Annotated in this window: 29 protein-coding genes and 1 pseudogene; all 30 read left to right on the top strand. The window is 28.4% G+C overall.

The window, feature by feature from the left end; genetic code table 11:
- Window positions 1-78: 78 nt before the first annotated feature.
- Window positions 79-1,359: a SpoIVB peptidase gene (gene spoIVB / locus BUB33_RS01345; RefSeq protein ID WP_072972064.1), complete on the top strand. Its 1,281-nt coding sequence runs from the start codon at window positions 79-81 to the stop codon at window positions 1,357-1,359.
- Between the two features lie 335 nt (window positions 1,360-1,694).
- A pseudogene (gene spo0A / locus BUB33_RS01350) lies at window positions 1,695-2,504 on the top strand (sporulation transcription factor Spo0A).
- 379 nt (window positions 2,505-2,883) lie between these two features.
- Window positions 2,884-4,005: a putative cytokinetic ring protein SteA gene (gene steA / locus BUB33_RS01355; RefSeq protein ID WP_072972067.1), complete on the top strand. Its 1,122-nt coding sequence runs from the start codon at window positions 2,884-2,886 to the stop codon at window positions 4,003-4,005.
- Between the two features lie 11 nt (window positions 4,006-4,016).
- The gene (locus BUB33_RS01360) at window positions 4,017-4,886 is read left to right on the top strand and encodes a copper transporter (RefSeq protein ID WP_072972070.1); all 870 of its coding nucleotides are present in this window, start codon (window positions 4,017-4,019) and stop codon (window positions 4,884-4,886) included.
- 15 nt (window positions 4,887-4,901) lie between these two features.
- Complete coding sequence (locus tag BUB33_RS01365) at window positions 4,902-5,594, top strand: glycosyltransferase family 2 protein (protein WP_072972073.1); 693 nt, start codon at window positions 4,902-4,904, stop codon at window positions 5,592-5,594.
- A gap of 4 nt (window positions 5,595-5,598) precedes the next feature.
- Entirely contained in the window at window positions 5,599-6,414 is an 816-nt protein-coding gene (locus BUB33_RS01370; protein WP_072972076.1) for a phospho-N-acetylmuramoyl-pentapeptide-transferase, read from the top strand.
- Between the two features lie 9 nt (window positions 6,415-6,423).
- Entirely contained in the window at window positions 6,424-7,494 is a 1,071-nt protein-coding gene (locus BUB33_RS01375) for a DUF3866 family protein (RefSeq protein WP_072972079.1), read from the top strand.
- A gap of 15 nt (window positions 7,495-7,509) precedes the next feature.
- Complete coding sequence (locus tag BUB33_RS01380) at window positions 7,510-8,052, top strand: NUDIX hydrolase (protein ID WP_072972082.1); 543 nt, start codon at window positions 7,510-7,512, stop codon at window positions 8,050-8,052.
- 65 nt (window positions 8,053-8,117) lie between these two features.
- Window positions 8,118-8,741 carry a stage II sporulation protein M gene (gene spoIIM / locus BUB33_RS01385; protein ID WP_072972086.1) on the top strand — a complete coding sequence of 208 codons (624 nt, stop codon included), beginning with the start codon at window positions 8,118-8,120 and terminating at the stop codon, window positions 8,739-8,741.
- 33 nt (window positions 8,742-8,774) lie between these two features.
- The gene (gene xerD / locus BUB33_RS01390; RefSeq protein ID WP_072972090.1) at window positions 8,775-9,662 is read left to right on the top strand and encodes a site-specific tyrosine recombinase XerD; all 888 of its coding nucleotides are present in this window, start codon (window positions 8,775-8,777) and stop codon (window positions 9,660-9,662) included.
- A gap of 10 nt (window positions 9,663-9,672) precedes the next feature.
- On the top strand, window positions 9,673-10,491 hold the full coding sequence (locus tag BUB33_RS01395; RefSeq protein ID WP_072972094.1) for a purine-nucleoside phosphorylase: 819 nt from the start codon (window positions 9,673-9,675) through the stop codon (window positions 10,489-10,491).
- A 14-nt stretch (window positions 10,492-10,505) separates the two neighbouring features.
- The gene (locus BUB33_RS01400) at window positions 10,506-11,816 is read left to right on the top strand and encodes a pyrimidine-nucleoside phosphorylase (RefSeq protein ID WP_072972098.1); all 1,311 of its coding nucleotides are present in this window, start codon (window positions 10,506-10,508) and stop codon (window positions 11,814-11,816) included.
- A 96-nt stretch (window positions 11,817-11,912) separates the two neighbouring features.
- The gene (locus BUB33_RS01405) at window positions 11,913-13,073 is read left to right on the top strand and encodes a D-alanyl-D-alanine carboxypeptidase family protein (protein ID WP_072972102.1); all 1,161 of its coding nucleotides are present in this window, start codon (window positions 11,913-11,915) and stop codon (window positions 13,071-13,073) included.
- A 90-nt stretch (window positions 13,074-13,163) separates the two neighbouring features.
- Window positions 13,164-13,751 (top strand): site-2 protease family protein, encoded by a 588-nt coding sequence (locus tag BUB33_RS01410; protein WP_072972105.1) that lies wholly within the window; start codon window positions 13,164-13,166, stop codon window positions 13,749-13,751.
- Between the two features lie 10 nt (window positions 13,752-13,761).
- Window positions 13,762-14,508 carry a segregation and condensation protein A gene (locus BUB33_RS01415; RefSeq protein ID WP_072972109.1) on the top strand — a complete coding sequence of 249 codons (747 nt, stop codon included), beginning with the start codon at window positions 13,762-13,764 and terminating at the stop codon, window positions 14,506-14,508.
- A 3-nt stretch (window positions 14,509-14,511) separates the two neighbouring features.
- A complete protein-coding gene (gene scpB / locus BUB33_RS01420) occupies window positions 14,512-15,057 on the top strand; it encodes an SMC-Scp complex subunit ScpB (protein ID WP_072972113.1) in 546 nt (181 codons plus the stop codon).
- A gap of 96 nt (window positions 15,058-15,153) precedes the next feature.
- Complete coding sequence (locus BUB33_RS01425; protein ID WP_072972116.1) at window positions 15,154-15,696, top strand: DUF2953 domain-containing protein; 543 nt, start codon at window positions 15,154-15,156, stop codon at window positions 15,694-15,696.
- On the top strand, window positions 15,677-16,081 hold the full coding sequence (gene ytfJ, locus BUB33_RS01430) for a GerW family sporulation protein (RefSeq protein WP_234949961.1): 405 nt from the start codon (window positions 15,677-15,679) through the stop codon (window positions 16,079-16,081). The genes BUB33_RS01425 and ytfJ overlap by 20 nt, the downstream gene beginning before the upstream one ends.
- 86 nt (window positions 16,082-16,167) lie before the next feature.
- The gene (locus tag BUB33_RS01435; protein WP_072972122.1) at window positions 16,168-17,268 is read left to right on the top strand and encodes a D-alanyl-D-alanine carboxypeptidase family protein; all 1,101 of its coding nucleotides are present in this window, start codon (window positions 16,168-16,170) and stop codon (window positions 17,266-17,268) included.
- A gap of 78 nt (window positions 17,269-17,346) precedes the next feature.
- Window positions 17,347-18,054 (top strand): pseudouridine synthase, encoded by a 708-nt coding sequence (locus BUB33_RS01440; protein ID WP_072972125.1) that lies wholly within the window; start codon window positions 17,347-17,349, stop codon window positions 18,052-18,054.
- A 17-nt stretch (window positions 18,055-18,071) separates the two neighbouring features.
- Window positions 18,072-18,479 carry a GNAT family N-acetyltransferase gene (locus BUB33_RS01445; protein WP_072972128.1) on the top strand — a complete coding sequence of 136 codons (408 nt, stop codon included), beginning with the start codon at window positions 18,072-18,074 and terminating at the stop codon, window positions 18,477-18,479.
- Window positions 18,466-19,050 (top strand): tRNA 5-(aminomethyl)-2-thiouridylate-methyltransferase MnmM, encoded by a 585-nt coding sequence (gene mnmM, locus BUB33_RS01450; RefSeq protein ID WP_072972133.1) that lies wholly within the window; start codon window positions 18,466-18,468, stop codon window positions 19,048-19,050. Before BUB33_RS01445 ends, mnmM begins: the two co-directional genes overlap by 14 nt.
- 1 nt (window position 19,051) lies before the next feature.
- Window positions 19,052-20,452, top strand: coding sequence for an oxaloacetate decarboxylase subunit alpha (locus BUB33_RS01455; protein WP_072972136.1), 1,401 nt, complete (start codon window positions 19,052-19,054; stop codon window positions 20,450-20,452).
- Window positions 20,453-20,624: 172 nt separating this feature from the next.
- Window positions 20,625-20,819: a 4Fe-4S binding protein gene (locus BUB33_RS01460; RefSeq protein WP_072972878.1), complete on the top strand. Its 195-nt coding sequence runs from the start codon at window positions 20,625-20,627 to the stop codon at window positions 20,817-20,819.
- A gap of 1 nt (window position 20,820) precedes the next feature.
- Entirely contained in the window at window positions 20,821-21,957 is a 1,137-nt protein-coding gene (locus tag BUB33_RS01465) for a 2-oxoacid:acceptor oxidoreductase subunit alpha (RefSeq protein WP_072972141.1), read from the top strand.
- Window position 21,958: 1 nt separating this feature from the next.
- The gene (locus tag BUB33_RS01470; protein WP_072972144.1) at window positions 21,959-22,780 is read left to right on the top strand and encodes a 2-oxoacid:ferredoxin oxidoreductase subunit beta; all 822 of its coding nucleotides are present in this window, start codon (window positions 21,959-21,961) and stop codon (window positions 22,778-22,780) included.
- A 2-nt stretch (window positions 22,781-22,782) separates the two neighbouring features.
- Complete coding sequence (locus BUB33_RS01475; protein WP_072972148.1) at window positions 22,783-23,346, top strand: 2-oxoacid:acceptor oxidoreductase family protein; 564 nt, start codon at window positions 22,783-22,785, stop codon at window positions 23,344-23,346.
- Window positions 23,330-24,208 carry a MurR/RpiR family transcriptional regulator gene (locus BUB33_RS01480; protein ID WP_072972151.1) on the top strand — a complete coding sequence of 293 codons (879 nt, stop codon included), beginning with the start codon at window positions 23,330-23,332 and terminating at the stop codon, window positions 24,206-24,208. The genes BUB33_RS01475 and BUB33_RS01480 overlap by 17 nt, the downstream gene beginning before the upstream one ends.
- 138 nt (window positions 24,209-24,346) lie before the next feature.
- A complete protein-coding gene (locus tag BUB33_RS01485; RefSeq protein WP_072972156.1) occupies window positions 24,347-24,961 on the top strand; it encodes a histidine phosphatase family protein in 615 nt (204 codons plus the stop codon).
- Entirely contained in the window at window positions 24,962-26,182 is a 1,221-nt protein-coding gene (locus tag BUB33_RS01490) for a BaiN/RdsA family NAD(P)/FAD-dependent oxidoreductase (protein ID WP_072972160.1), read from the top strand.
- Window positions 26,183-26,308: the final 126 nt, after the last annotated feature.

A 26,308-nucleotide genomic window follows, 5' to 3' on the forward strand; every position in this document is an offset into this window, starting at 1 on the left:
AAAAAAAAGGCTAAATTATATATGAAATTCAAAAATAGGAGGTGAGTTTGATAAAGCCAATTAGGAGAGTGATAGTGGTTGGGTAAATTAAAATTTAGCCGAAAGATTATAATTTCTATCTTAATATTATTTGTACTAAGTTTGAGTATACAAAGCAATAAAATTTTATTTTATCCTTCAAGCATAAATATTGTAAAAGGAGAAAATAAAAGCCTAGATATATCATTTCCATTTTTTTTGGATATTAGTCAAGAAAAAGAAAATGTAATTGAAGCTAGTTATAATGGAACTGAAACTATTGGATTAAAAAAATCTTATAAATTAAATGGAATAGATGCTGGAGAAGCAGAAATTCAGCTTAAACTTTTAGGTTTTATTCCTGTTAAAAATTATAATGTAAATGTGATTAATAGACCTGAGATAATTCCAGGTGGAAATGCTATTGGAGTAAGGTTAAATACTAAAGGTGTTTTAGTTGTAGCTGTAACTGATGTGATTGATACTAAGGGACATAGATTTAGTCCAGCTAGAGATGCAGGATTAAAAGTTGGAGATAGTATTATAGAGATAAATGGAGAAAAAGTTCAAGATGCAGAACATGTTGTTAATATCCTTAATAATATTAAAGATACTAATATTAAAATAGTTGTACAAAGAAATAAAGCAGAATTTGTAACTGAAGCTAAACCTATTCAAAGCATACAAGATAATTGTTATAGGTTGGGTATTTGGGTAAGAGATAAAACTTCAGGGATTGGAACTTTAACATATTATGATAAAAATACAAATGAATTTGGTGCTCTTGGTCATGGTATAGTAGATGTAGATACAGGAGGGCTATTATCTGTAGAAAAGGGAAAGATAATGAATGCTAAAATATCTAAAGTAGAGCAAGGTAAAAAGGGTACTCCTGGAGAAATTAGAGGTGTGTTTTATGAAACAGATAATTTAGTTGGAGATATAGTGGTTAATAGTCCATATGGTATATATGGAACTATAAAAGAGGATAATATAAAGTTTATACAAAATAAACCTATACCAATTGGTTTTAAAGAGGAAGTAAAGGTAGGAAAAGCATATATTTTAACTACTATTGATAATAATAGCATAGAAAAGTTTGAAATTGAAATATTAAAGATACAACCACAATTAAAAGCAGAGCAAAAAAGTATGGTGGTAAAAGTTACAGATCCTAGACTTTTAGACAAAACAGGGGGAATAGTGCAGGGAATGAGTGGAAGTCCTATAATTCAAAATGATAAATTAGTCGGGGCTATTACTCATGTTTTTGTAAATGATCCAACTAAGGGTTATGGTATATATATTGAGTGGATGTTAGAGCAAATGAATACTAAATAAACCATTAATATATTAATATTGAGTGAAAATAATAAATAATAGTTGAATGGTAAAACTTGGTTAATGAAAAAGAGCCTCTTTATAAGCAAAGAGGTTCTTTTTTAATTGGAATAATAAGAAAATTCTAAACAAATATATAAAATAATAAATGCTTTTTTAAAGTAATTATTAATCTTTAAGAAATTTTTATTTTGTAAAGATTTAGCTGTTTTCTAAATGCAATACTAGAAGCATCTCGATTTATTTTTTAATTTTTTTAAAAAAGAAGGAGTTTTAATATATTTGTCGAATTAATATATATTATAACAAACTTTAAAAAAACAGGGGGATTAAGAATGAAAAAAACAAAAATTGTAATTGCAGATGATAATAGGGAGTTTAGTGAAATATTAACTCGCTTTATATCATCTTATGAAGAGTTTCAAATTGTAGGTGTGGCTAAAGATGGGATTGAAGCATTAGATATGATAGATAGAGAAAAACCTGATGTTTTAATTTTAGATATTATTATGCCACATTTAGATGGATTAGAGGTGTTAGAGAGATTACATGATCGAGTAGAATATAACCTTCCTAAGGTAATAATACTATCTGCAGTAGGTCAAGATAAAATTACTCAAAGAGCTATAGAACTTGGAGCTCATTATTATGTAGTTAAACCATTTGATTTTCGAATTTTTATAAAGAGATTAAGACAAATAGCTGGTATTGAAGATAATATAATTAAAATTAAAGAAAATCCAGAAATGTTTATGTCAACTAAACCTGAAACCACAGAGAAAAATTTAGAGGCACAAATAACTAAAATTATTCATGAAATTGGAATCCCAGCTCATATCAAAGGATATTTATATTTAAGGGAAGCTATAGCAATGGTTGTTGAAGATATGGATTTTTTAGGTGCTATTACTAAGTAATTATATCCTAATATAGCAACTAAGTTTAATACAACGCCTTCTAGAGTAGAAAGAGCAATCAGACATGCAATAGAAGTAGCTTGGACTAGAGGAAAAGTAGATACTATAAATAAATTATTTGGATATACAATAAATAATGATAAAGGAAAGCCTACTAACTCAGAGTTTATAGCACTTATTGCAGATAATTTAAGGTTAGAACAAGGCAAAATAGCCACAAATTCATAAAATGAAAAGGGACTATGAAAGTACTTTCTAGTCCCTTCATTATCTCTTGATTTTAATTAAAAGGAATGCTCATAACAAATATTATCATAACTGATAAATTGACTCTTTTATATATATAATATATCATATATAAATCTGGATAAAAATTAGTTGATAAAAATATCTTTTGTTTTATATTTTATATCAACTTATAAAACAAGTGTCTATTGACACATTAATAAGATAGTTATTATGAAACTCATTTTTAAAGAAGGTTCTTTTAAAAGTAAAAGTAGAACTTTCATATTCGTTATAAGAAATAGATTGTGATATAATATATTATATTTTATTTGGTCAATAATATTTATTATATAGATTTATTGAATTTATGGAGGTTATTATGTACATAAAGGGAATTATAAAGAAAGATAAAAAAACAAAGAATTTAGTTAATAGATTACAGCATAGAGATATTGCTATAATATCTCATAAAGATTTAGATGAGATAGCTGCTATTTCGTTGGCAGAAAAGAAAGTTTCATGTATAATAAATACGGAAAAGACTATAAGTGGAAAATATCCAAATAGAGGACCCTCTGTTCTGATGGAAAAGAATATACCTATTTTTGAAGTAGATAATGATGAAATATTTAACTCTTTAAAAGAAGGTGATGAAATTGAAATAATTGATGATACCATAGTATTTAATGGAGAACAAATTGGAAAATGTAATTATATCAGTAATAGTATTATTGAAGAATTGATGAAATTAGGTTATGATAATATTGAAAGCGAATTAGATGCTTTTATTGAAAATACATTGGAATATGCAAAGAAAGAAAAGAATTTAGTTACAGGGAAAATAGAAATTCCAAAGATTGATACTGTTATAAATGGACGACATGTTCTTGTTGTTGTAAGAGGCAAGGATTATAAAGCAGATTTAATAGCTATTAAAAACTATATAGATGAAGTAAAACCAGTGCTAATAGGTGTAGATGGTGGCGGCGACGCATTACTAGAATTTGGATTCATTCCTGATATAATAATTGGAGATATGGATAGTGTGTCAGATAATTGTTTATTAAAAGCCAAGGATGTTATAGTCCATGCATATACAGATGGAAGAGCTCCAGGACTAGAAAGAGTTAAAAGTCTTGGAATAGTGCCTAAATTATTTATATCTCCTGGTACCAGTGAAGATATTGCTCTTTTATTAGCTTATGAAAATGATGCTGATTTAATAGTTGCTGTTGGTACTCATACAAACATGATTGACTTCTTAGAAAAAGGAAGAAAAGGTATGTCTAGTACATTTTTAGTGAGATTAAAAGTAGGAGGTAAATTGGTTGATGCTAGAGGTGTAAATAAACTTTACGGCTCTACTTTTAAGACGAAGTATTTAGCGTTTATTTTAATAGCAGCTTTTATTCCAATTTTTATCCTGATTTTTATTAATCCTATTACTAAATCTTTTTTAACATTATTTAAAATCAGACTTAGATTATTGCTAGGTCTTTAGGGAGGTTTATTATGTTACCTAATATGAAATTTTACATAGTTTCTATTGTTTCTATTTTTGTAGCTTTAGGTATAGGAATATTTATTGGCTTTACTATTGATACTCAAGAATTTGTTATTGATCAAAAGGATATAATAAATAAGATAATGGAATCTCAATTTGAAATATTGATAAATGAAAATAAGGAACTTAAAGCTGATGTTAATGTATTAGAATTAGAGAGTAAATACAAGGATGAATACATATCCCTTAGTCATGAATCTATTATAAAGGATAAATTAGCAGGGCTAAACATAGGTATAATTGCAACGAATGAAGATTATATTACATTTGGAATAGGCAGAGATTTAGAATTAGCTGGTGCTAAGGTAATGAATGTTACTACTTTAAATAATAATATAGAGGATAAGGTGAAATTAAACGATTTATATAAGGAAATGAATATTAATATAGCTAAAAATCCTACTGAAGATATTGTTTCTATAATAACTAAATCTATAATAACTGGTGTAAAAAATCCAATATTTCAAAATCTTGAAAAAGAAGGATTTATTGAAGTTATTGGTAATTATGAAGAACCTATTGATTATTTAATTATTTGTGGTGGAAGTTTTGAAGATAAATCTAAGAGAATTAATCAAGTGGATAGAGTTATTGTTAATGTAGCTAAGAAGCATAGTCTTCCAATATTAGGTGTTGAAAAGTCTAATGTCAACTATTCATATATGACTGGATATAAAGATTTAGATATTTCTACTGTAGACAATGTTGATATGATAATAGGCAAAGTTGCAATGATATTAGCTATGGAAGGTATGGGAGGTCATTATGGTATCAAGGATACTTCTAATGGTGTAATTCCATATATCCATAAAGAATGATTTAGGAGAGATAGTATGCAAAAAAGAGGAAAACTTATATGTGTAGTTCCTGTTTATAATGAAGCAGATTTAATCATTGATACTGTAGAAAATTTAAAAAAGATAAAGGCTATTGATGAAATTGTCATAGTAAATGATGGTTCAAAGGATAATACTTTGGAAGTAGCTAATACATTAAATGTATCTGTCATTGACTTAGGAAATAATTATGGTAAAGGTTATGCAATGAAGAGGGCAATAGATACTTTAGAATATGATTATATTGCCTTCGTTGATGGGGATTTAGGAGAAAGTAGTATACAAGTTGAAAAACTTATTTTGCCAATAATTAATGGAGAAGCTGATGTATCCATAGCTAAATTTCCAAAAAGAAGTACTATGACCCACACTAAGGGAGGAATTGGAGCAGTAAAGGCTTTAGCTAAAAAAGGAGTTTATTTCTTTACTAAGAAAGAAATAGATACTTCTTTATCTGGACAGAGAGTATATAAAAAAGAAGTTATAGATAAAATAGATTATATACCTGATAGATATGGTATAGAAGTCGCCATGACTATTCAAACAATTAATAATGGATTTTCAATAATTGAAGTACCTGTTACTATGAATCATAGATATAGTCAAAGGAATTTAGAAGGCTTCATTCATAGGGGAAAACAGTTTAAAGATATTTTAAAAACATTTATAATAATGTATTTTAGAAGGTGAGCTTATGTATTATTATGGAATAACTAGTTTTATATTATCTTTTATATTATCTTCTATTGCCTTACCAATGTTTATTGATATGTTATTTAAATCTAATGTTGTATGTGAAAATTTTAAATCTAGTTTAATACCTACTTCAATGGGAATAGTATTTGTTTTTGTTCAGGTAATTACTTTAGGAATATTAAAAATATTATTTGATTTTAATGATAATCTTAGTTTAGTATACCTTTTAGGATTTGTTTTTATAGGCTTATTAGGTTTGTTTGATGACTTAACTGGAGAAAAGAAAATAAAAGGATTAAAAGGTCATATAAAAGCTTTTTTTAAGGGTGTACTTACAACAGGAGCTATTAAAGCCTTTTTAGGTTTTTTTATTTCCTTAGTTGTTAGTTCCTATATCTCTAATTCTTTAAAGGATTTTATGATTAATTCTTTTTTAATTGGATTATTTACTAATTTTATAAATCTTTTTGATTTAAGACCTGGCAGAGCCGTTAAAATATTTATGATTATTTCTTTAGTTTTTATATTCAGCAATCTCTTAGGAAATAGTAATTATATTTTATTTTCTTTTTTGGGTATACTTATTCCATATATAATACTGGATTTAAAAGCTAAGGCTATGATGGGTGATGTAGGTTCTAATACTTTAGGATTTACATTAGGATTATATGTTGCCACAAGTTTTAATTTAACTATAAAGAGCATAATTTTAATTTTGCTCATAATTATCCATATTATGGCTGAAAAGGTTTCTTTTTCTAAGGTAATTGATAATAATAAAATTTTAAAGTTTTTAGATAATATTGGAAGGTAGTGAAATAATTTGATTAGTTATAAGAATGGAACTATAAGTTCTATAATTAGGGATGATGAACATTTATCTATAGTTAATGTTAATGTTGAAGGTGAAATATATAAAGCTGTAAATTACAAGGACTTTACAGGTGATGTTAATGTAAATGATGAGGTTGTATTAAATACTACTGCTGTTGATTTAGCATTAGGTACTGGTGGATATCATTTTGTTATGTATAACTATAGAAATAAATCTATGGAAATTAAAGGTTCTGGACATATAATGAAACTACGTTATACTCCTTATCAAATGAAATGCTTAGCAGCAGAGGAGGAGGACAGTCCTTATCATAACTTGTTTAATGAATTTAAATCATTAGAGAATCATATTTTTATTGTAGCAACTTTACATAGTATGCTTGCTCCTATAAGTGCTATGATTAAGTATATAAATAAAGATATAAAAATTAATTATATTATGACTGATGGAGGAGCTTTACCTTTATATTTTAGTAATACAGTTGCTGAATTGAGGGAGAAGAAAATCTTAGATAATACTATTACTATAGGTCATGCATTTGGTGGGGACTTAGAATGTATTAATATATATACAGGATTAATTGCAGCTAAGGAAATACTTAAGGGAGATGTGACTATAATATCTATGGGACCAGGTATTGTAGGAAGTGGTACAAAATATGGATTTACAGGTATAGAACAGGGATATATAGTTGATGCTATAAATAATCTTGGAGGAATAGCTATTTCAGTACCAAGAATTAGCTTTAAAGATAAAAGGAATAGACATTATGGAATTAGTCATCATACTATTACTACATTATCCCAGATAACAAATACTAGATCTAATTTGATTTTGCCCTATTTAGAAAAAGAGAAAGAAGATTATATAGTAGATCAAATTCAAAATTTTAAAATTAAAGAAAAACATAATATTATATTTGAATATGGTGAAGAAATAACTATGGCAATGGATAAATTTAAGTTGAAAACAACTTCTATGGGAAGAAGCATAAAAGATGATAAGGATTACTTTATTAGTTTAGGTTCTGTAGGAACCTATATAGCAAATTTATTTTAAGAAAGGAGGGTTTATATGATATTTGAAGAAAAAACAATGAAATCTGATAAATTATACGAAGGGAAATTACTTAATTTAAGAGTAGATACAGTTGAAATACCAGATAAGAAATACTCTAAAAGAGAAATAGTTGAACATCCTGGGGGAGTTGCTATAATCCCCATAACAAATGATAACTCTATTATATTAGTTAAACAATATAGAAAAGCCATAGAAAGATTTTTATTAGAAATTCCAGCAGGGAAACTGGAAATAAATGAGGAGCCTAGAGAAACTGCAATAAGAGAATTAAAAGAAGAAACGGGATTTGAAGCTAAAAAGTTAGAATATTTGCTTGAGTTCTATACTTCGCCAGGGTTTTCTAATGAAAAGATATATTTATTTTTGGCTACTGATTTAATAGAGGGGGAATCTAATCCAGACGTAGGAGAATTTATTGATATAGAAGAACATAGTATTGATGATCTTGTTAAGATGGTAGAAAGAGGAGAAATAGTTGATAGTAAAACTATTATAGGTATTAATTTTGCAAAAAAATATATAGATAAAAAACAATAAGTGATAATGTCCTCCTTTTGAGCATAATATTTATATGAGGCTTGTATACAAAAGGGGGAAGTAAATTGATATCTACAAAAATGAGAAAGTTAAGTAAAAGACATTTTCAAGAAAGTTTTATTGTATATTTTATATTAATTATTTTCTTTATAGCAGGAATAATTATTGGTGCAATATTTGTAAATAAATTAGATATTAGGGAAAACTTTAAACTTGCTAATAGGTTTAGCTGGATTTTTCAATATATTGAAGGAGAAAGATATAGAGCTATTGATATATTTAAGTTAACTTTAATATCGAATATGAAAATAGTATCTATTATTTGGATTTTGGGATTCATTGGTTTTGGGCTATTAGTTATACCATTAATTTTTTGTTTAAAGGGCTTAACTATAGGTTTTACAGTTGGATTTTTAGTTAAGAAGTTTGGAATGCAAGGTTTTACATTTGCTCTGTTAGGACTTTTACCGAATTATTTAATAGTTATACCCAGTTTTTTAGCTATAGGAGCAATTGGATTGTCTTACTCAGCTTATGGCGTAAAGGGTAAAGGAAGTAGAGCATACCAGAGGGATATGGTTGATTATTCAATTTTAACTCTATTGTTTTTTTTCATTATTATATTTGGATGTTTTATAGAAGGATTTTTTACTTCATATTTTTTAAATTTGATTATATTTAACTTATAGGATTCAAAATAGCTATTACAAAGGAGAAGTATAATGTCGGATAGGATTATGGTAGATTATTTAGAATATATTAAAAATGAAAAGAAATTAAGAAATAATACTCTAGAAGCTTATATTAGGGACATCTTACAGTTTAAAGAGTATTTATTAGAACAGGATATTGAAGAATATAAAGAAACAAATAAAACTATTATTATTACATATTTAATGAATTTGCAAAAAAGGGGTAAAGCAACTTCTACTATTTCTAGAAATTTAGCATCAATTAGATGTTTTTTTCAGTTCCTATTAAATAATAATATAGTCAGTGAAGATCCAACACTAAATTTAAAATCTCCAAAATTAGAAAAGAAGATACCCTCTGTTTTAACAACAGAGGAAGTTAATCTTTTGCTATCACAACCAAAACCAAATAATTTTAAAGGATCAAGAGATAAGGCTATGCTGGAACTGTTGTATGCTGCAGGGCTTAGAGTTTCGGAAATCATATCTCTTAATATTAATGATTTAGATTTGGACTTAGGGTTACTTAATGTTAAGGAAAACAATGATAATCAAAGAGTTATACCTATTGGAAGATTAGCATTAGATGCTTTAACCCATTATATTTCTACATATAGGCCAAATGAAATAGTAGGTGATAAACCTCTTTTTATAAATTATAGTGGTAGTAGATTAACTAGGCAGGGGTTCTGGAAAATAATAAAGCAATATACAAAGGAATCTAATATAGATAAAACAATAACACCTCATACCCTTAGACATTCATTTGCAGTTCATTTATTAGAAAATGGAGCAGATATAAAAATGGTTCAAGAAATGCTTGGACATTCAGATGTATCTACTACACATATTTATTCATTTGCATCAAATGATAAGGAATTAAGAGATGTATATAAAAAATCACATCCAAGAGCATAGGAGGAGAAAAATGGATTATATAAAAAAGGTTAAAGAAGCTGTTGATTTTATAGTGTCAAAAACTGATTATTTACCTAAAATAGGATTAGTTTTGGGATCTGGATTAGGTAGTCTAGCAGATGAAATTCAAAACCCTATAATTATTAAATATGATGAGATACCAGGTTTTCCAAAATCAACAGTAGAAGGACATGCTGGACAGTTAGTTATAGGAGAGTTATCAAATAAAATTGTAGTTGCAATGCAAGGGAGATTTCATTTCTATGAAGGCTATAATCTAAAAGATGTTACATTTCCAATTAGAGTAATGATACAGCTTGGAATAGAAAGTCTTATAGTTACTAATGCAGCTGGTGGCGTAAATACCGAGTTTATTCCTGGGGATTTAATGATCATTAATGATCATATTAATTTTAGTGGTCAAAATCCTTTAATTGGAGAAAACTTGAAAGAGTTTGGACCAAGATTTGTAGATATGTCTAAGGCTTATAATAGAGAATATATAAAAATCGCAAAAAAAACAGGAGAAAAATTAGGCTTGAACCTTAAAGACGGAGTTTATATGTGGTTTACTGGCCCTACCTATGAAACTCCTGCAGAAGTAAAATTAGCTAGAAATTTAGGCGCTGATGCAGTAGGAATGTCTACAGTTCCAGAAGTAATTGTAGCAAATCATCAAGGAATTAAAGTTCTAGGTATATCATGTATAACTAATATGGCATCTGGAATACTAGACCAACCTCTTAATCATGAAGAGGTTATAGAAACATCTATGAAGGTAAAGGATAATTTTGAAAAATTATTAATTGAAATAATTAATAATATTTAATTGAGGTGATATTTATGAGAATGTATGATATTATCAAGAAAAAAAGAGATGGATATTCTCTTACAACGGAAGAAATAAATTATTTTGTTGAAAATTATACTAATGGAAATATTCCTGATTATCAAGCTTCGGCATTGTTAATGGCAATTTACTTTAATAAAATGGATAAGAGGGAAACCCTAGATTTAACAAAGGCCATGATTAATTCTGGAGACACATTTGATCTATCAGCAATAAATGGAATAAAGGTAGACAAGCATTCTACAGGTGGAGTAGGGGATAGTGTAACTTTAATTTTAGGTCCAATGATTGCAGCATGTGGAGTTCCGTTTGTTAAAATGTCTGGTAGAGGGCTAGGACATACAGGAGGAACTTTAGATAAACTAGAAGCAATTAGAGGTTTTAGAGTTGCTTTAAATAATGATGAATTTGTAAATAATACAAATGATATCAATATTTCTATTTGCAGCCAAACTGGAAATATTACTCCTGCAGATAAGAAATTATATGCCTTGAGGGATGTTACAGCTACTGTTGAAAATATATCATTAATTGCAGGTAGTATTATGAGTAAGAAATTGGCTATTAAATCAGACGCTATACTTTTAGATGTTAAAGTTGGTTCTGGAGCTTTTATGAAAAGTATAGATGATGCGATTGCTTTAGCTGAGGAAATGGTTGCTATAGGTAATTCCTATGGTAGAAAAACAATTGCTGTTGTTACTAATATGGATGAACCCCTTGGCAGGGCTGTAGGAAATGTTTTAGAGGTAAAAGAAGCTATAGAAACTTTACAAGGTAAAGGACCAAATGACTTATTTGAATTATGTTTAGTTTTAGGTTCTAAATTATTGATTCTAGCTGGAAAGGTAAAAGATGAAATAGAAGGAAGAAAAATGCTCATTGAGGTTATAGAGTCAGGAAAAGCATATCAAAAACTTATTGAATTAGTTGAACACCAAGATGGTGATATTTCCTATGTAAAAGATATAGAGCTATTACCTAAGGCTAAATATATTTTAGAAGTTAAAAGTGATAGAGAAGGGTACATTAAATCTATTAATGCTGAAGAAGTAGGAAAAGCTGCTTTAGTTTTAGGTGCAGGTAGAGAAACAATAGATTCTAAATTAGATTTATCTGTTGGAATTGTTTTAAATAAAAAAGTAGATGACAAAATTAAGATAAATGAAACTTTAGCTTATATTCATGCAAATGATTTAGAAAAAGCTAAAGATGTAGAAAAAAGATTGAAGAAAATTTTTATTATAGGTGAAAAAAACATTGAAAATAAGCAATTAGTTTATAGGGAGATAAATCACATTTAATTGTTATAACCAATTAATGTTATTAGCCAATATCCTGTATAAATAAGGAATTTTGTGGATAATATAAAAGCAAACACATGAAATGGAGGTAATAGGTTGAAAAGAAGACTTGTATCCATTATATTATTGCTTTTAATATCAACCACTTCTATTCCTTTTAAAGCCTATGCGGATACTGATTTAAATATTAATGCTAAGTCCGCAATACTTATGGATGTTAATACAGGGGCTATAATTTACAAGTTAAATGAACATGATAGATTAGCTCCTGCCAGCATAACTAAGATAATGACTTTATTATTGGGAATGGAAGCAGTAGACTCTGGCAGAATAAAATTGACTGATAAGGTAATGGTTAGTGAACATGCTTCTAAAGTAAAAGGTTCTACTGTTTTTTTACAGGCAGGGGAAACTCAGATTGTAGAAGATTTGTTTAAGGCTATAGCCATTAGATCTGCTAATGATGCTTCTGTTGCATTAGCAGAGCATATTGCTGGTTCTGAGGATATTTTCGTAAAAATGATGAATGAAAAGGCTAAGGATTTGGGTATGGAAAATACCAAATTTCATAATGCTAGTGGTATGCCTAATGATGAACACTATATTTCTGCGTACGATGTAGCTTTGATGTCTAAAGAATTGCTAAAACATGAAAAGGTTCATCCGTGGCTAACTACTTATATGACTGAGATGAAAGTAGGTAAAAATAAATCTAGCACTCAGGTTATGGTAAATACTAACAGATTAATTAAAGAATATGACGGGGCTACTGGAGTTAAAACTGGTTCAACTAATGAGGCTGGATTCTGCTTGTCTGCATCAGCTAAGAGAGGAAATTTAGAGTTGATAGCAGTTGTTATGGGTGTAAATAATTCTAAACTTAGATTTGATGAGGCAAAAAGAATGTTGGACTATGGTTTTGCTAATTATGAATCTATTACTATAGGAAAAAAGGGTGATATTATTGCCACATTGCCTGTAGAAAAGGGTAAATTAAAAGAAGTAGATCTTATGCTTTCTCAAGATTCCCATATATTATTACCAAAAGGAGAGAAAGCTGAATTAATTAAAGACATTATTTTACCTGATGTATTAAATGCACCTATATTAGCTGGTGATGAAGTTGGTGAACTTGTAATTAGTATAGATGGTAAAGAATCCCACAAAGTAAAAATAATTGCCAAAACAAATGTTGAAAAAGCTAATTTGTTTAATATGCTAAATAAGACAATAAAAAATTATTTAAGTATAAGATAAAATTAAGATAAAGAATTTTTATAACCTCGACTTTAGTGAGTCGAGGTTGTATAATGTTATAGTATAGGTTATTAGAAAAGGGGAATCAAAATGAATGTTATTTACAATTTACCAGGTCTTTTTATAGCTATTATATTTCATGAGTTAGCTCATGGACTAATGGCATATTGGCTAGGAGATGACACAGCAAAAAATGCGGGAAGATTAACTCTAAATCCCCTTAAGCATTTGGATTTAGGAGGATTCCTTTGTTTGGTTATATTTAAGTTTGGTTGGGCTAAACCCGTTCCAATAAATCCATTTAATTTCCAAAATAGAAAGAAAGATACTATATTAGTATCTTTAGCAGGACCATTATCTAATTTTATAATTGCAATTATTATTGTATTTGTTTTATCTTTAAATATAATAACTAATGCTGTATTTTTTAAGATTCTTTTTATAACTTTATGGTATAACATTATGCTAGGGATATTTAACTTACTTCCATTTCCTCCGCTAGATGGATCTAAAATAGTTGCATCTTTACTCCCTAATAAGATAGAATATTATTTCTATAAGTATGAAAGGTATTTATATATGGTTCTTATAGTACTTATAGCTACCAATATTATAGATAAAATAATGAGTCCTATTATAGATGTTATATTAAATTTATTAATTTCAATAATAGGATAGGAGTATTTATATGGATTATAAAATAACAGTTGATGCATTTGAGGGACCGATGGATTTATTACTTCATCTTATTGATAAAGCGGAGATAGATATATATGATATACCAATTAATCTTATAGCAGAACAATTTATTGAGTATATTAGACAAATGGAGGAATTGAATTTAGATATAGCCAGTGATTTTCTAGTAATGGCAGCTACATTACTAGAGATTAAATCTAAATTGCTTCTTCCAAATAAAGTTAGTTCTTGTGATACTCAGTTAGAGATGGAAGAAGTAGATCCTAGAGCAGAACTTGTTAGAAGATTAGTTGAGTATAAGAAATATAAAAACATAGTGGAAGAATTCCGAGTGCTTGAAAATATTCAATCTAAGGTTTATTATAAGCCGAAGGAAGATTTAATTGATTTGGAAGATAAAGAATTTGAGCTTGAAGAATTAAATATAGACTTATTATTAAAATCCCTTAGCAATATTATTGAAAAAAGAAACAAGGAAAATAAAGTTTTAGATATTAATGAAATACAAAGAGATGAATTTACATTGGAAGAATGTATAAGAAATATAAAACAAAAGCTTAATATAAATAGAATGTTGAAGTTTAGCTCTTTACTTGATAGAAATAGCACTAAGAAAGAAATTATAACTTATTTTCTATCAGTTTTAGAACTAATTAGAATGAAGCACATAAATGTAATGCAAGAAGAAGATTTTTCTGATTTAATTATTTGTAGAAAAATGGAAGAGGAGCAGTAATTTATGGATAGTAAGGAACTTAAATCTATAATTGAATCTTTATTATTTACTTGGGGTGATCCCCTAGATATTAAGGACATATCATCTATTGTAGAAGTTGATGAAAAAGAAGTATCTAATATTATGCAGGAAATGATAGATGAATTTGATTATAATATGCGGGGAATTAAAATAATAAAGATAAATAATTCTTATCAATTAGGAACAAGACCAGAGAATTTTCAATGGATTAAAAAATTAGCAAACCCAAAGGTAACAAAAAATTTATCTAACGCGGCTTTAGAGACATTATCAATTATTGCTTATAGACAACCCATTATTAAAGTAGATATTGAAGCAATAAGAGGTGTAAGATGTGATAAAGCAATAGAAACATTAATTGAGAGAGGTTTAATTGTAGAGGTTGGACGTCTAGAAAGAGTAGGTAGACCCATATTATATGGAACTACTGATGTTTTTTTAAGGTGTTTTGGTTTAGAAAGCTTAGAGGATTTACCTCCATTAAATGATGTTATAGATGATATAGATAATATAAATACTGAAAAATAATACTAAATTTAGTATTATTTTTCTTTTTTTTGGAAATATATAGATATTAGTCCCAAAGGAAGTGATATTATTATATATGTTTTTCTTTTTCTATTTTTGTTTTTGACAATATTTTTAATACCATTTAAAATCAAAATTTATTATGAGTTTACTAATGGTTCAAAATATAAAATAACTTTTATATATTTACTTGGTATTATTAAAAAGGAGATTGATTCTACAAATAAATATATAGATAAAGATAATGCTAATAAATATAGTGATTTAAAGTTAAATTATATCAATGTTATTCAGCATTTTATTAATAAAGGAAAGATTGAAAAACTGCGTTTTATAGTCAATATTGGTTTCAGTGACGCCAGTTTATTAGGTATATCTATAGGTATTATTTGGGCTATGGTTAATAGTATGTTTATTTATCTTCTTAATGATTATGATATAGAGAAAATTTATAGTAAGGATATACAAGTAAATCCAATATTTAATCAAGATTTTTTTGAGTTGTTTTTTTTATGTATAATTAAAGTAAATTTGGTTTATATTATTATTGAATATATTAAGATATTAAAGATCAGAAAAGGTGGTGAGAGTGTTGCCAGAACATCCAATCGAAGGATTAATGAAAACCACAATGACTAGCTTAAAAGAAATGGTAGACGTAAATACTATTGTAGGTGATGCTGTACACGCAGCAGATGGCTCTGTAATAATACCAGTTTCTAAGATATCATTTGGATTTGCATCAGGTGGAAGTGAGTTTAGTAGAGATAAAAAAAATAATATGGCAGATGGAGATTTTCCATTCGGTGGGGGAAGCGGAGCAGGTGTTTCTGTATCACCAGTAGGATTTATTGTTGTAGGAAATGAACAGATAAAGTTACTAACAGTGGATGAAGGTAGTAGTGCTTTAACAAATCTATTTGGATTTGTTGAGAAAATGGCAGGTAATTTACAGCAGTCCTTTGCTAGTAAAAATAACAATACTAATACTCAAGAAAATATGAATTGTAATGAAATACATTAGAAATTCATAAATTATTTTCCATATTAGGAGCAGGATGTTAATCTTGCTTCTTTTAAATTAAAGTAGATGATTAGGAGGTTACCTCAATGAGAATATATAAATATATAGCTTTAATACTGATAATAATTTTAAGTTCTAGTATAGTATATGGTGAAAATTTAAGTTTAAGTGCTGAATCCTGTATATTAATAGATGGTCAAACAGGAAGAACACTTTATGAAAAAGATGCACATAGAAAAATGCCAATGGCAAGTACTACAAAGATTATGACAGCTTTAGTTGCTCTAGATAAAGGAAGTTTAGATGATAAAGTAGTTATTAAGAAGGAATGTGTAGGAATAGAAGGATCTAGTATATATTTAAAAGAAGGGGAAATTATTACATTAGAGGATATGCTTTATGGTTTGATGTTAAGATCAGGAAATGATGTGGCAGAAGCTATAGCTTTACATATTAGTGGAAGTATGGATAGTTTTGTATCCTTAATGAATGAGAAGGCTAAATCAATAGGAGCATTAAATACAAACTTTGTTAATCCTCATGGTTTGCACAATGATTTACATTATTCAACTGCTTATGACTTAGCTTTAATAACAAAAACAGCTTTTTCATATGATGAATTTGCTAATATTGTTAAATCTAAATCCTATATGGCAGATAGAATGGAGAACAATTATTTTTATAACAAAAATAAAACTTTATGGGAATATAATGGTGGAGATGGTGTAAAAACTGGCTATACAACTAAATCAGGTAGATGTTTAGTTTCATCAGCAAGTAAAAATGGAATGCGTCTTATAGCAGTATCACTTAGGGCTGGTGATTGGTTTAATGATAATTACAAGTTATTAGACTATGGATTTAATAATTATAAACAATCTTTTATATATGATAAAGGTCAATTTTTAAAAAAACTTAATGTAGTTAATGGAGTAAAGGGATATGTTGATTTAGTTACTGAGAAAACTTTTTTTTATCCATTAAAAGAAGGAGAAAGAGAAAAGATAAAGATTAGCGTAGATATTCCTAGTAATGTTGAAGCTCCTATAGAAAAAGGAGATAAAATAGGTTATATTTACACATATTTGGATGGTAATTTAATTGATAAAAGCGATTTAACGGCTAAATCTTCTGTAAGAAGGATTAATTCTATAGAAAAATTTTTTAATAATATTAAGTTTAAATAGAATTATAAGTAATATGAATTTACATTCTAACGGAAAAGGGGTAATATAGTAATACAAGATGTTGAAAGGGGCTTTAAAATGAGATTACAAAAATATATTGCACTATGTGGTGTAACTTCAAGAAGAAAGGCAGAAGAATTAATACTAGAAGGTAAAGTAAAAGTAAATAATAAGATAATTAAAGAGTTAGGTACTACTATAGACCCAGATAAGGATATAGTAAAGGTTAATGATAAACGAATCCAAGCGGAAAGAAAAAAGGTTTATATAATGTTAAACAAACCCATTGGATTTGTAACTACGTTAAAGGATGAGAAAAATAGAAAAATAGTGACAGATTTAATTGAGGGAGTAAAAGAGAGGATTTATCCTGTAGGAAGATTAGATACAGATACTACAGGTCTTTTGATTTTAACTAATGACGGGGATTTGGCTTATAAGCTTACTCATCCAAGTAAAGAAATAGTGAAGAGATATATAGCTATTGTAGATGGCGTGCCAAATAAAAGAGAATTAGAAAAATTTAGAAATGGACTGATAATTGACGGTAGAGTTACTTCTGAGGCTTATATAAAAATAGCCAAGAGATATGAAACTGAATCTATTCTTGACATTTCTATACATGAAGGAAGAAATAGACAAGTAAAAAAAATGTGTGAAGCCATTAACCATCCTGTTAAAAAATTAAAGAGGATTTCCATAGGTGAGTTAGAGCTTGGTGGTTTAGATATAGGAAATTGGAGATTTTTAGAAAATGATGAAATTGAATATCTAAAGAAACTTTAGTTATAGTAGGTGAAGATATGTTATTATTCCGAAATTATAAAATAGATGAGATTGACAAAATAAAAGAAATTTTAAATAAAGAGGGGATTGAGGATTTACTTATAGAAGATATTGTTTATGTTGTTTTAGAGGATAAGGAATTAATTGGAGTGGGGAAAGCAATAGAAAAGGATGAAAAATGGATATTACAATATTTAGTAATTAGACAAGATAAACGAAAACAAAAATTAGGAGATGGACTTTTTAGGGCAATACTAAATAAACTTTATAACCAAGGTGTTGAAAAGATTTATTGTAGTTCCGTTAATACTTATTTGATAAAACAAGGGTTTATCCTAAACTGTGATAATCAATTAGAACTGAATATACATGATTTTTTTAATAAAGGCTGTAGTTGTTGTGGAGGTTATAATGAATTACAATGAAATCATAAATACTTTAAAGATATCTAGAGATATAATTTATAATTGTGTAAAAGAAGGACATACTGTAGTTGATTGTACTGTTGGTAATGGACATGATACAGTTTTATTGGCTGAACTAGTTGGTTCAAATGGAAAAGTCTATGGATTTGATATTCAAAAAAAGGCGTTAGAGATAACATTTGAAAAATTGACTTGTGAAAACCTAAACAATAGGGTAATATTAATAGAGAATGGTCATGAAAATATTGATTTATATATTGATGAAAAAGTAAATTTTGTTATTTATAATTTAGGATACTTACCTAAGGGAAATAAAGATATTAAAACTTCTAAAGATACAACATTAGTATCCTTAGAAAAATCACTTAATTTATTGGAAGATAGTGGAATAATTCTTATTACTTGTTACATAGGTCATGAAGGTGGACTTGAAGAAAAAAATGCAGTAGAAGATTTTTTAAAAGAACTTGATCAAAAAAAATATAATGTAATAAAATATGATTTTATCAATCAAAGGAATTATCCACCTATTTTATATGGAGTGGAGAAAGCTAAAACTAGGAGGGACTAAAATGGCAGGTGTAAAAATCACAGACACAATTTTAAGAGATGCTCATCAATCTTTGATAGCAACAAGAATGAGATTAGAGGATATGCTTCCTATAGCAGAAAAACTTGATAATGTTGGGTTTTATGCATTAGAAGTATGGGGAGGAGCTACATTTGATTCTTGTTTAAGATTTTTAGATGAAGATCCTTGGGAAAGATTAAGGGCGCTTAGAAAGGTGTTTAAAAAGACGAAACTACAAATGTTATTAAGAGGTCAAAATCTTTTAGGATATAGACATTATCCTGATGATGTAGTAGAGGAATTCGTAAAAAAATCAATTGAAAATGGAATAGACATTATTAGAGTTTTTGATGCTTTAAATGATATTAGAAACATAAAGAAATCAATAGAAGCAACGAAAAAATATGGGGGGCATGCTCAAGCAGCAATTTCTTATACAACAAGTCCTATACACAATATAAAGTATTATGTAAACTTAGCTAAAGAGATGGAGAGTTTAGGAGTTGATTCAATATGTATTAAAGATATGGCGGGAATTCTTCTTCCATATCCAGCAAAAGAATTAGTTAAAGAAATGAAGAAAGCAGTAAAAGTACCAATAGAAGTACACTCCCATTTTACAAGTGGAATAGCAAATCAAACCTATATGCAAGCTATAGAAGCTGGAGCAGATATTATAGATACTGCAATATCACCTTTAGGAAATGGTACATCTCAACCTGCAACAGAGCCAATGATTGCATCTTTAGAAGGTTCTCCTTATTATCCTAGTGATATTGATATGAAATTATTGTTAGAAGTATCAGATTATTTTAAAGGATTGAGAGATAAGTATCTAAAAGAAGGATTACTTAATACTAAAGTATTAAATGTAGATGTAAATACATTAATATATCAAGTGCCAGGCGGTATGCTTTCCAACTTAGTATCACAATTAAAAAGTCAGGGTAAAGAGGATAAATTTGATGAGGTTTTAAAAGAAGTTCCTAGAGTAAGGGAAGATTTTGGGTATCCTCCTTTAGTAACTCCAATGAGTCAAATGGTTGGAACACAAGCAGTATTTAATGTAATACTTGGGGAGAGATATAAGATGGTACCTACTGAAGCTAAAAATTATGTGAAGGGCTTATATGGTAAACCAACCTTACCTATATCAGAAGAAATTAAAAATAAAATTATTGGTGATGAAGAAGTATTTACAGGTAGACCTGCTGATTTAATGGAACCTCAGTTAGATGAGTTTAGAAAAGAGATTAAACAATATATTGAACAAGATGAAGATGTTTTGACTTATGCTTTATTTCCACAGGTAGCTATAGAATTCTTTAAGCAAAGACAAGCCAAAAAGTATAAAATAGATACAGAATTATTAAATGAAGAGTTTCAAACATATCCAGTTTAAAATGAGCCTTTAAAGGCTCATTTTTTCTGTAATAAATATTATCAATATGAAGTTAAACTTGCAAAATAAATATTAATCCATTAAAAATGAAATAAAACTTGCAATAAATATTTTGTTTTGATATTATTATATTAAGAAATAAATACATCATAAGGGGGAAATAAAATTGTCGATGAAGACAGAAAAATCTCTTACAGTAGATAAAAATTGGTGTAAAGGATGCGGCATTTGTGTTGCATTTTGTCCTAAAAATGTACTTGAAATAAAGGATGGAAAAGTTAATATTAAAGATTTAGATTCATGTATAAAATGCGGACAATGTGAACTTAGGTGTCCAGATTTTGCTATTTATTTAGGGGGCGAATAAGATGACCGAAAAAAGTATTAAATTGATGCAAGGCAATGAAGCTTGTGTAGAGGGGGCTATTGCTGCAGGTATGAGGTTCTATGCAGGATATCCTATAACACCGTCTACTGAAATCGCAGAGCTTTCAGCTGAAAGATTACCCAAAATTGGTGGAAAGTTCATTCAAATGGAAGATGAAATAGCCAGTATATCTGCTACTATTGGTGCTGCTATATCAGGAACTAAAGCTATGACAGCAACCAGTGGTCCAGGATTTTCTCTTAAGCAAGAAGGCATAGGATATGGGGTAATAACTGAAACACCTTGTGTGATTGTAAACGTTCAAAGAGGTGGTCCAAGTACAGGTTTGCCAACAGCTCCAGCTCAGGGTGAAATTATGCAAGCTAGATGGGGGACTCATGGAGATCATTCAATTATAGCTTTATATCCATGGTCAGTTAAGGAAATTTATAAAACAACTATAAAAGCATTTAATTTAGCGGAAAAATATAGAACGCCAGTTATTCTTTTAATGGATGAAGTAATCGGACATATGAGAGAAAAAATAGAGTTATTTGATGAAGAGAAAATAGAAATATATAATAGAAAAAAACCAAGTTGTTCACCAGAAGAATATAAGCCATATAGAGTATTGGAAGGAGACATTGTTCCTGAAATGGCTGGCTTTGGTGAAGGATATAGATTTCATGTAACAGGGCTAGTACATAGCGAGTCAGGTTTCCCTTCAGGAAACGAAAAAATAGCCGAATCCTTAATTAACAGATTAATAGATAAAATAGAAGATAATGTAGATGATATTGTAGAAGTACAAGAATATTTATTAGATGATGCAGATGTTGCTATAGTTGCTTTTGGTTCTACAGCACGTTCTGCTAAATCAGCTGTAAATGCATTAAGAGAACAGGGAATAAAGGCTGGTCTATTTAGACCTATTACTATTTGGCCTTTAGCAGAAAAACAATTAATTAATTTATCAAATAAAGTTAATCGTATAGTAGTTGTAGAAATGAATATGGGTCAATATTTCTTAGAGGTAGATAGGGTTGCGGGAAAGCAGGCTAAGGTAGAGAAATATGGCAGAATTAATGGAGAACTTATAACTCCAGAAGAAATTATTTCTTTTATTAAGGAGGTTTAAAATGCCAAGTCAATTAGTTAACGAATATTTCAGAACTGAGAATCTGCCACATATTTGGTGCCCAGGATGTGGCAATGGTATAGTTACAAGGTCTATAGTTAAAGCTATTGATAACTTAGGATTAGATAAAGATAAGGTTTGTATAGTATCAGGAATTGGATGTTCTTCAAGAGGCTCTGGATACTTAGATTTTAATACAATACATACTACTCATGGAAGAGCACTTGCTTTTGCTACTGGTATAAAGTTTGCTAATCCAGAGTTACATGTAATTGTTATAACTGGAGATGGAGATTCATCTGCTATTGGCGGAAATCATTTAATTCACTCTGCTAGAAGAAATATAGATATTACTACTATTGTATTTAATAATAATACTTATGGAATGACAGGAGGACAATATTCACCTACAACTCCTACAGGAGATAAAGGTACTACTGCTCCATATGGAAATATTGATGCTAATTTTGATTTGTGTGAACTTGCAAAAGCAGCTGGAGCCACTTATGTCAGTAGAGGGACTATATTTACTGCTAACATGCTAATAAAACAGGTAGAAGAAGGAATAAAGAACAAAGGCTTTTCATTTATTGAAGCTGTAACAATTTGTCCAACTTACTATGGAAGAAAAAATAAAAAGGGCGAAGCAATAGATATGATGAAATATTTAAAAGAAAATGCTATAAATATAGCAGCATATGATAAATTAACTGAAGAACAAAAAATAGGTAAATTTGTTGTAGGAGAATTATATAAGAGTGATAGACCAGAATATACTGAAGAATACCAAAAAATAATTGAGTCTTTTTCAAAGGAGAGATAGATATGGTACGTCAAGAATTAAGATTAACGGGTTCTGGTGGTCAAGGACTTATATTAGCTGGGATTATATTAGCAGAAGCTGCTTTATATGATGGCATGAATGTAGTTCAATCTCAGTCCTATGGACCAGAAGCTAGAGGGGGAGCTAGTAAGGCAGAAGTAATAATTAGCAAGGATACAATTAATTATCCTAAGGTAAATGAATGTGATATAATGCTTACACTTACACAGGTTGCGTGTGATAAATACATAAAATCATTAAAGCCTGGTGGAACACTGATAATAGATAAATCTTTAAACAATATTCCAAGTAGAGATGATATTACTATATATAAAGTCCCTATATTAGAAACGGCAATTAATAAACTAGGAAAGCCTATGGTAGCTAATATTATTGCTTTAGGTAGTATATATGAATTAACTAGAATAGTTACTAAGGACTCTCTTGAGAGGGCAGTATGTGATAGAGTGCCAAGAGGAACAGAAGAATTAAATAAAAAGGCTTTAGAAGAAGGATTTAATCTAATAAAGGCTCATAAGGAAGAGTGTTATGGAGACGTATGTTGATATTATTAAAAACATCCAAAATAATTTCAACAACTTAAGTAAGGGACAAAAACTTATAGCAGAGTTTATTATTAATAATTATGATAAGGCCGCGTTTATGACTGCAGCATCCTTAGGTGAAACTGTTAATGTAAGTGAATCTACTGTTGTAAGGTTTGCTAACACTTTAGGCTATAGAGGATATAGAGAACTTCAAAAAGATTTACACGAATTAATTAAGAATAAACTTACTACTGTACAAAGACTTACGATGGTAAATGAGTATTCAAATAGAGAAAGTGCCCTAAAGAAGGCAATGGAAAAGGATATGGAAAATATTGATAAGACAATAAACGAAATTGGACATAAAACTTTTCAAGAAGCTATTGATTTAATACTTAGTGCAGAAAATATATATATACTTGGGTTGAGATCATCTTCCTTTCTGGCAGGATACTTAGGATTCTATCTTAGTTTTTTAATAAAAGGTGTAAAGGTTATTACATCAGGTCCTAATGATGTGTTTGAACAATTACTAAAAGCAGATTCTAAAGATTTAATAATTGGAATTAGTTATCCTAGATATTCAAAAAGGACATTAGAGGCTTTAGATTTTTGTGTAGAAAAAGGTTGTAAAATTATTAGTATAACAGATAGTTTAATTTCACCAGCGGCAAAGTATGCTGATATTTCTCTAATAGCTAGTAGTGATATGCTTTCATTTGTAGATTCATTAGTTGCCCCTATGAGTTTAATAAATGCTTTAATAGTTGCTATAGGTATGGAGAAAAAGAACGACATTAGATCTTCATTTGAAGATTTAGAAAATATCTGGAAAAAATACAATGTATATGATGCTCATATAAATGGTAAAGATAAATAAAAACGATATTAAAAATATCGTTTTTATTTATCTAAATATATCATAAAAAATCTTATCATAAATGATATACTTTATTATATTATAAATTTGTTATATTATATAAATATATACAAATATTATTGTTAAGAGGTGTTATTATTGACAAGATTATTTTTAATAAGACATGGGCAATCTGAATGGAACAAATTAAACTTAATTCAAGGGCAAAAAAATACTATATTAACTGATTTAGGAAAAAGGCAAGCTATGAGCTTAGGTCATAGGCTTGCATCAGAAAATATAGATACAATATATACTAGTGATTTATCTAGGGCATATACTACAGCTAAAATAATATCCGATATAGTAAATAAACCATTAGTGTCTAGTGAATTTCTTAGGGAAATAAATTTCGGACCATGGGAAGGCTTGAGTATACAAAAAATAAGAGATGATTATAGCTATGAATATTCTATTTGGAATAAGGAACCCCATAAATTAAATATGAATGGAGCTGAAACATTAAAAGCATTACAAGAAAGATCTATGGGTTATATAAATGATATTATATATAACAACAAAGGGAAAAATATTGCTATAGTTTCTCATAGTGCAACATTAAAGGCTATAATTTTAGGATTGTTGAGCATAAATATATCTCATTATAAGAATATTTCTTTAAGCAATGTTTCTCTTAGTATAATTGAATGTAGGACTTATAATAATGTGTTAACATCATTAAACGATGTATCTCATTTAAAGGAGCTGCTATAAATGAATGAAAAGGTTTGTGTAGTAGGAGCTGGACCAGCTGGGATTATTGCAGCTGGTATTGCAGGTTCTAGGGGAAAAGATGTAATATTAATTGATAAGAATGAAAGGATAGGTAAAAAACTCTTTATTACTGGAAAAGGTAGGTGTAATATAACTAATAATGCGCCTATTGAAGATTTCTTTGATAATGTAATGAAGAATAAGAATTTTCTTTACAGTAGTTTTTATAGTTTTTCAAATAGAGATATAATAAATTTACTTGAAACTTATGGACTAAAAACAAAAGTAGAAAGAGGAAATAGGATTTTTCCAGAAAGTGACAAATCATCAGATGTTATTAAAGCTTTTCAAAAATTTTTATCAGATAACAAAGTTAATATACTCCTAAATACTAATGTAAATTCTATTGACATTAAAAATAGAAAGTTTATAGTAAATACAAATAATGATGAAATGACTTTTGATAAGTTAGTAATTGCCACAGGGGGGAAATCGTATCCTAGTACAGGTTCTACTGGTGATGGGTATAAATTTGCTGAAACATTTGGACATAGCATTACTAAAATAAGACCTTCATTAGTACCAATTGAAATTAAGGAAGATTGGATTAAAGATTTACAAGGACTATCTCTTAAAAATGTGACTTTATCTGCTCATTCTAAAAAAAGATTATTATATGAAGAATTTGGAGAAATGATTTTTACTCATTATGGAATTTCAGGACCAATAGTTCTTTCCATAAGCAATTATCTATATAGGTATATTAATGATGGAATTCGCTTATTAATTGATTTAAAACCAGCACTAGACAATAAAAAGTTAGATGACAGAATATTAAGGGATTTCGAATTAAATAATAATAAGAAAATTAAAAATTCCTTAGATGATTTACTGCCTCAAAAGTTAATACCAATTATAATATTTTTAGCAGATATAGATCCTGAAAAAATAGTAAATCAAATTACTAAGGAAGAAAGATTAAAATTGTTAAATTCTATTAAAGAATTTCCTCTTAATTTTAAATCTTTTAGACCCATAGAAGAAGCTATTATTACATCTGGAGGAGTAGTTACGAAGGAAATAAATCCATCTACTATGGAATCAAAATTAGTAGAAGGATTATATTTTGCAGGAGAGGTTATTGATGTAGATGCTTTAACAGGAGGATATAATTTACAAATAGCTTACTCTACTGGGTATCTAGCGGGGAATCATGTATAGTTTAATTTATCTTATTCCTCATTTGTTTTTAATTAAGGTAATAAAACATGGAAATATTGTTTTAATTAAAGTAAAATAGCTTGTTTACTATAAGAATTTAATATATAATTATTAAGGAGTGATGCT

The sequence above is a fragment of the Tissierella praeacuta DSM 18095 genome (genome assembly GCF_900128955.1).
Lineage (GTDB): Bacteria > Bacillota > Clostridia > Tissierellales > Tissierellaceae > Tissierella > Tissierella praeacuta.

Coding starts and splice junctions, on each gene's coding strand:
- BUB33_RS01370 (WP_072972076.1), top strand. CDS start 5,599: ATGTATTATTATGGAATAACTAGTTTTATATTATCTTTTATATTATCT.
- steA (WP_072972067.1), top strand. CDS start 2,884: ATGTACATAAAGGGAATTATAAAGAAAGATAAAAAAACAAAGAATTTA.
- BUB33_RS01445 (WP_072972128.1), top strand. CDS start 18,072: ATGTTATTATTCCGAAATTATAAAATAGATGAGATTGACAAAATAAAA.
- BUB33_RS01435 (WP_072972122.1), top strand. CDS start 16,168: ATGAGAATATATAAATATATAGCTTTAATACTGATAATAATTTTAAGT.
- BUB33_RS01465 (WP_072972141.1), top strand. CDS start 20,821: ATGACCGAAAAAAGTATTAAATTGATGCAAGGCAATGAAGCTTGTGTA.
- BUB33_RS01455 (WP_072972136.1), top strand. CDS start 19,052: ATGGCAGGTGTAAAAATCACAGACACAATTTTAAGAGATGCTCATCAA.
- BUB33_RS01395 (WP_072972094.1), top strand. CDS start 9,673: ATGGATTATATAAAAAAGGTTAAAGAAGCTGTTGATTTTATAGTGTCA.
- BUB33_RS01365 (WP_072972073.1), top strand. CDS start 4,902: ATGCAAAAAAGAGGAAAACTTATATGTGTAGTTCCTGTTTATAATGAA.
- BUB33_RS01475 (WP_072972148.1), top strand. CDS start 22,783: ATGGTACGTCAAGAATTAAGATTAACGGGTTCTGGTGGTCAAGGACTT.
- BUB33_RS01490 (WP_072972160.1), top strand. CDS start 24,962: ATGAATGAAAAGGTTTGTGTAGTAGGAGCTGGACCAGCTGGGATTATT.
- BUB33_RS01380 (WP_072972082.1), top strand. CDS start 7,510: ATGATATTTGAAGAAAAAACAATGAAATCTGATAAATTATACGAAGGG.
- BUB33_RS01410 (WP_072972105.1), top strand. CDS start 13,164: ATGAATGTTATTTACAATTTACCAGGTCTTTTTATAGCTATTATATTT.
- BUB33_RS01400 (WP_072972098.1), top strand. CDS start 10,506: ATGAGAATGTATGATATTATCAAGAAAAAAAGAGATGGATATTCTCTT.
- scpB (WP_072972113.1), top strand. CDS start 14,512: ATGGATAGTAAGGAACTTAAATCTATAATTGAATCTTTATTATTTACT.
- BUB33_RS01470 (WP_072972144.1), top strand. CDS start 21,959: ATGCCAAGTCAATTAGTTAACGAATATTTCAGAACTGAGAATCTGCCA.
- BUB33_RS01480 (WP_072972151.1), top strand. CDS start 23,330: ATGGAGACGTATGTTGATATTATTAAAAACATCCAAAATAATTTCAAC.
- xerD (WP_072972090.1), top strand. CDS start 8,775: ATGTCGGATAGGATTATGGTAGATTATTTAGAATATATTAAAAATGAA.
- BUB33_RS01360 (WP_072972070.1), top strand. CDS start 4,017: ATGTTACCTAATATGAAATTTTACATAGTTTCTATTGTTTCTATTTTT.
- BUB33_RS01460 (WP_072972878.1), top strand. CDS start 20,625: ATGAAGACAGAAAAATCTCTTACAGTAGATAAAAATTGGTGTAAAGGA.
- BUB33_RS01440 (WP_072972125.1), top strand. CDS start 17,347: ATGAGATTACAAAAATATATTGCACTATGTGGTGTAACTTCAAGAAGA.
- mnmM (WP_072972133.1), top strand. CDS start 18,466: ATGAATTACAATGAAATCATAAATACTTTAAAGATATCTAGAGATATA.
- ytfJ (WP_234949961.1), top strand. CDS start 15,677: ATGAAAACCACAATGACTAGCTTAAAAGAAATGGTAGACGTAAATACT.
- BUB33_RS01415 (WP_072972109.1), top strand. CDS start 13,762: ATGGATTATAAAATAACAGTTGATGCATTTGAGGGACCGATGGATTTA.